Source organism: Streptomyces calidiresistens (genome assembly GCF_014141525.1).
Lineage (GTDB): Bacteria > Actinomycetota > Actinomycetes > Streptomycetales > Streptomycetaceae > Streptomyces > Streptomyces calidiresistens.
The window spans coordinates 1-5,105 of the sequence record NZ_VKHS01000388.1 but is presented as its reverse complement, the minus strand read 5'-3'; the positions used below and the strand labels follow the sequence as shown (position 1 = coordinate 5,105).

At 71.2% G+C, this 5,105-nt stretch carries 4 protein-coding genes; 2 read left to right on the top strand and 2 right to left on the bottom strand.

The annotated features are described in order from the left end of the window. The first annotated feature begins 50 nt into the window (after positions 1 to 50). Positions 51 to 1,394, top strand: coding sequence for an NADP-specific glutamate dehydrogenase (gdhA, locus tag FOE67_RS16030; RefSeq protein WP_182664853.1), 1,344 nt, complete (start codon positions 51 to 53; stop codon positions 1,392 to 1,394). 394 nt (positions 1,395 to 1,788) lie between these two features. Here the strand turns inward: gdhA and FOE67_RS16025 are convergent, their stop codons facing one another. Beyond that, positions 1,789 to 2,958, bottom strand: coding sequence for a S1 family peptidase (locus tag FOE67_RS16025; RefSeq protein WP_182664851.1), 1,170 nt, complete (start codon positions 2,956 to 2,958; stop codon positions 1,789 to 1,791). A gap of 832 nt (positions 2,959 to 3,790) precedes the next feature. Between FOE67_RS16025 and FOE67_RS30440 the strand changes: the two genes are divergently transcribed. Beyond that, on the top strand, positions 3,791 to 4,168 hold the full coding sequence (locus FOE67_RS30440) for a hypothetical protein (protein ID WP_182664849.1): 378 nt from the start codon (positions 3,791 to 3,793) through the stop codon (positions 4,166 to 4,168). Here FOE67_RS30440 and FOE67_RS16015 read toward each other — a convergent pair. Continuing rightward, on the bottom strand, positions 4,151 to 4,672 hold the full coding sequence (locus tag FOE67_RS16015; protein WP_228473939.1) for an Imm21 family immunity protein: 522 nt from the start codon (positions 4,670 to 4,672) through the stop codon (positions 4,151 to 4,153). The genes FOE67_RS30440 and FOE67_RS16015 overlap by 18 nt on opposite strands. Between the last annotated feature and the right edge of the window lie 433 nt (positions 4,673 to 5,105).

Below are 5,105 nucleotides of genomic sequence, written 5' to 3'. Positions count from 1 at the left end.
CCCCCACCCTTCCCGGAAGCACCCCGCCCCCGGGTCCTATACTTCGGCGAATGGAGCCGACGAGTCGGATCGAGCCGCTGTACGCCGCCGTCCTGCGCCGCAACCCCGGAGAGAAGGAATTCCACCAAGCCGTTCGCGAGGTGCTGGAATCCCTGCAACCGGTCCTCGACCGTCACCCCCACTACGCGGAGACCGCCGTGGTGGAGCGGTTGTGCGAACCGGAGCGCCAGATCGTCTTCCGGGTGCCCTGGGCCGACGACCGCGGCAGGATCCACGTCAACCGCGGTTTCCGGGTGGAGTTCAACAGCGCCATCGGCCCCTACAAGGGGGGACTGCGCTTCCACCCCTCGGTCAACCTCGGCATCGTCAAGTTCCTCGGCTTCGAACAGACCCTGAAGAACGCGCTGACCGGCAAGCCCATCGGCGGGGCCAAGGGCGGCAGCGACTTCGACCCCAAGGGACGTTCCGACGCGGAGGTCATGCGCTTCTGCCAATCCTTCATGACCGAGCTCTACCGCCACCTGGGGGAGCACACCGACGTCCCGGCCGGCGACATCGGCGTCGGCACCCGGGAAATCGGCTACCTCTTCGGCCAGTACCGCCGCATCACCAACCGCTTCGAGTCCGGCGTCCTGACCGGCAAGGGCATCGGCTGGGGCGGCGCCCCCGGCCGTCCCGAGGCCACCGGCTACGGCCTGGTCGTCTTCACCCAACAGATGCTCTCCACCCGCGGCGACTCCCTCGACGGCAAACGGGTCGTCGTCTCCGGCGCCGGGAACGTCGCCCTGCACGCCATCGAGAAGGCCACGGCGCTCGGTGCCGTCGTGATCGCCTGCTCGGACTCCCGGGGATACGTCGTCGATCCCAAGGGCCTCGACCTCGACCTCCTCAAGGAGGTCCGCGAGGCACGCGGTCGGGTCGAGGAGTACGCCGAACGCCGCGGAGGCGACGCCCGCTTCGTGACCGACGCCCCCGTCTGGCAGGTGCCCTGCGAGGTGGCCCTGCCCTGCGCCACGCAGAACGAACTGACCGCCGAGGACGCCGGGGAACTCATCCGCCACGGGGTCCTGGCGGTGGCCGAGGGCGCCAACATGCCGACCACTCCCGACGCCGTCGAACTGCTCCGCGAGGCCGGGGTGCTCTTCGCGCCGGGCAAGGCGGCCAACGCCGGGGGAGTGGCCACCAGCGCCCTGGAGATGCAGCAGAACGCCTCGCGCGACTCCTGGACCTTCGAGTACACCGAACAGCGGCTCGAGGAGATCATGCGGCACATCCACGACACCTGCTTCGAGACGGCCGAACGCTACGGTCGGCCCGGGGACTACCAGCTCGGGGCCAACATCGCCGGCTTCGAACTCGTGGCGGACGCGATGGTGGCCCAGGGCCTCATCTGACCCCGGTACCCGCACACCGGCCCCACCCCCGTCGCCGGGGGTGGGGCGGGCCCTGTCGGCCTCTCGGCGACAGGGCCCGCCCCGGGGGCTTTCCGTGCCCCCCGGCGCCCGGCGCCCGGCACACCGTCCCGGGCGACACACGGAACGCCGTATCCACCGATCACGCCGATCGGCGGGCCGGACGGGTACAGCCCGCCCCTCGGGTCCCGGCGACACCGCGGCCCGAGGCCGGAACCATCCCGCCCCTTCCGGGCCCCGGGGCCGGAGGGACGGGACGGCGTCCCAGCCGTGACCGCACCCCGCCGCGGGGGAGGAAACCCCGACGCACGGCCCCCGCACCGTCGATGGCACCACGAACCCGGGTGCCCGACCGTGCGGGGGTCCCGCCGTTCCCTCAGGCGGTGTGCAGGGTCAACCCGTAGTGCTGAAGAATCGGATTGATCGGGTTGAACACGGTCATGGAGGAACCACCGCAGCTGCCGCTGCCACCGGAGTGCACGCCCTGGGCCTGGTCACCGGCGATCACCGACCCGCCGGAGTCCCCCGGCGCGCTGCAGGCCGAGGTGAACGACATCCCGTGGGCGACCTCACCGCTGGAGTACTGCACCGTCTGGTTCACGGCCGTCAGGGTGCCGCAGCGCCAGCCCGTCGTGGAGCCGGAGCGACAGATCGAGGACCCCACCGGGGCGGGGGAGGAGCCGCGCACCAACTGGTCCGGCACGGTGCCCCAGCCCAGCACCACGGGCACGGTCCACCAACCGCTGCCGACATCCACCCAGGCCATGTCGCTGCCGGGCCACACCCGCCCCCGAACGTGGCCGATGTGGGTGTTGTCCCAGCCCCGCACGGCGGACCCCGTGGTGCCGCAGTGTCCCGCCGTGACGAAACCGCCGTGCACGGAGAAGCCGATCGAGCAGCGCGCGTTGCCGACGTAGAACGGGTCGCCCCCGACGATGCCGGCGGCATGGGTCACGATCGGATCCCCGAGCAACTCGACGTCGACCGGTCCGCCGCCGGCGGCCTCCGTCACGAACTCCCGCACCGCGGGATCGTCCGCGTTCTCCTCGACCACGTGAACGACGACCCGGTTGGCCCGGACGTCCACACCCCACCCGGCGACGCCGGTCGGGGCCCGGTCGGCCATGTCGTCGATCCCGGCCTTCACCGTGTCGAGTTCGGCGGCACTGTGGGTGACCAGTTCGGTGGTGGCACCGGTCCCCTCGACCATCGGGACGGCGCCGCCGTCGGTGACGGCGACGACGAGCTCGCCGGAAGCCGGATCGAACCAACTGCCGCCGAAGGCATCACCGGCCGCCCGCTCGGCGAACGGGGCGAGTTCGACGGCCTCGGCCTCCTGGGCCAAACGGGTGAGGGCCTGATCCTTCGTCAATCCGAGATCGGTCTGCATGGCCGCGATCAGGCCGGGGGACGCGGCCTCCACCTCCGCCGCCGCGACAGCGGCGGGAGAGGAAAGACCGGCCAGGCCGGCCGCGAGGAAGAGGGTGGACAGCCCGGCACCGACGGTGCGTCGGGTGAGCCTGCCACGAGACGTGGTACGAGACATGGGTGGTGCCCTTCTTGTGTTCCCTCGGTGGGGGTGGAACAGCGAAGGCCGGGAGCGCTCTCGAACCCAGTGGGAGCGTAGGAGCCGGGACCACCCCGCGTCCACCCCCGGAAGTTCCGGAACTCCCGCCCCCCTCAGAGCACTTGACCCACCTCCGGGCCATGGGCCCCCTCCGGGCAAGCGGGAGCACCCGGCCCGTCCCCCCCGGCCCCGCACACATCCGCGCATGCCGTTTCGGTCGAGGGGACAACAAGGACGGGGCCGGCACCGTTCACACCCCGGCCCCCGGAACGCCGGCGCCGAGAAGCACGTCCGCGCCCGTGCCCCCCGGCACGACCCACACCCACACCCACACCCGCGCCCGACCGACCGCCCCGCTTCCGCGCCCGTGAATCCCCGAACCCGCCGGTCCCCCGGGCCCCTGGCGAAGGCCACCGGCAAGGACCGCTTCCACCGGCCGCCCCGGGCATGAACGGCACCCACGCCCCGGAACCTCTCCGCACGAATGACAGGAGCCGGTGGTGCCCACCTGCATGCCGTGGCTGCGACCGCGGGGCATCGAACCTCCAGGACGACCGCGGCCCTCGCCACGGACCGGTCCTCGCGCATCGCGATCACCGGCCCGGGGCCGAAGGCGCTGCCACTGCGCAGGGCCGGGGGCGAGCCACACCGAGGCGCGTGCGACGGGGTCGAGGAAGGACGTGACCTCGACCCGGATCACGGCGATGTCGAAGGCCGATTCGACGGCCGGTGTTCGGCTTCCGATGTTCCACATCGGCCGCCGGCACCGGAGACGGGTGTTCTCCGGTGCGCTTCGGCGATCGGTCGAAGGATGAGGTCGGTATCGGATGATGCCGTCGCCAATCTCGTAGCCGCGCCGCCGGCACCGGGCCGCGCCCTTCTTCAGCCGCATCTGTTCGGCGGTGGCCAGGGCCTCCCGGAAGCCGAGTGGAAGCGGCTGGGCGTCCCCGAAGTCCTCCGGCAGCTCGAGGACCACCTCCCACTCGCCGTGGATGAGGTACCCCCACACGTCGGCCACCGTGATGTCGTTCTCGACGGCGCTCTCCTCGAAAACCCACAGAGAAGCGGCTTCCGGCAACGCGGTAACATCCATACCCTCATCACGGACAACGGCTTCCTGCCGGCGGCAGGAACCCTCGGGACCGCATACGCAGCCGAGGTGGCCCGCCACTCACACGCACGCCTGTGATGGTGCGGGAAGGAGCCGGACGATCCCCACCCAAGGAAAGTCGCCCGTCCTGTGAAACGCGCGCACGCTCCAGCGTCCCGCCGGCACGGAAATTCGGGCCTGCTCCGGAAATCCTCCCCCGTCGGGGTACTCCACGGCCAGGTCGGACCCCGCTACAGCGGAGTCCAGGAGAACCGCTGCGCCATCGGTTTCCCAGACTCCGCAGTCCTCCCACTCCCTCACCGGGTCGTCCAGGACAGCCATGGCGGCTTCGAGGAGTTCGGCATCGGAATCGGCAGCGAGCCATCGCAGGAAGATCTTCTGCTCGGAGAGGTAGCAGGTGGTGGCCGGCTCATCGGCCAACACCACCCCGGAACTCTCGGCGCCGACGTCGATGACCCCGGCCCAACCCTCCACGCCACACGCGCGGTCGTAGTCATCGGGAACGTCGGTGCCGCCGACGATCACGCCGTCATCCGTGCAGCCGCCCCACCGGTCCAGCGCGGAAGCCGGAACAACGATCAACGGCCCCCCATCGACCGCACCCAAGCGAGATCGGCCTGGACGCGACGAGAGGCGTTGCGGGATGCGGTCATGCGATCAGTCTGCCGTTGTCCACTGACACCCTCCTGCCCCGCAACAGCTAGGCATTCCACCAGGCATCACTGCCACAACACCACCCACCCGGCACCACTGGTGGTCGCCGGCGCGTGGCCCCCCTTCCCCCGCACTCCCCGGCGGGCTCCCACAACTGTTCTCCCCCTTCCGAGGGAGAGGCCCTTGAGGGAGGGGCTTCTCTTGGCACGGAGCGGAGCGCCTCAACGCGTTCCCCGGCAGCGCAGGCCACAAGACACGCGGGTGCATCCCCCTCCGGCAACGCGCTCACGTACCCGATGGCTTCCACGGGCGAGAGCACAGGCAGTCCATGACGCGGCACCCCCACCACCCCGACTCCACC

Bases quoted from the DNA above. Each gene is read 5' to 3' on its own strand.
- gdhA (WP_182664853.1), top strand. From the start codon at position 51: ATGGAGCCGACGAGTCGGATCGAGCCGCTGTACGCCGCCGTCCTGCGC.
- FOE67_RS16025 (WP_182664851.1), bottom strand. From the start codon at position 2,958: ATGTCTCGTACCACGTCTCGTGGCAGGCTCACCCGACGCACCGTCGGT.
- FOE67_RS30440 (WP_182664849.1), top strand. From the start codon at position 3,791: ATGAGGTCGGTATCGGATGATGCCGTCGCCAATCTCGTAGCCGCGCCG.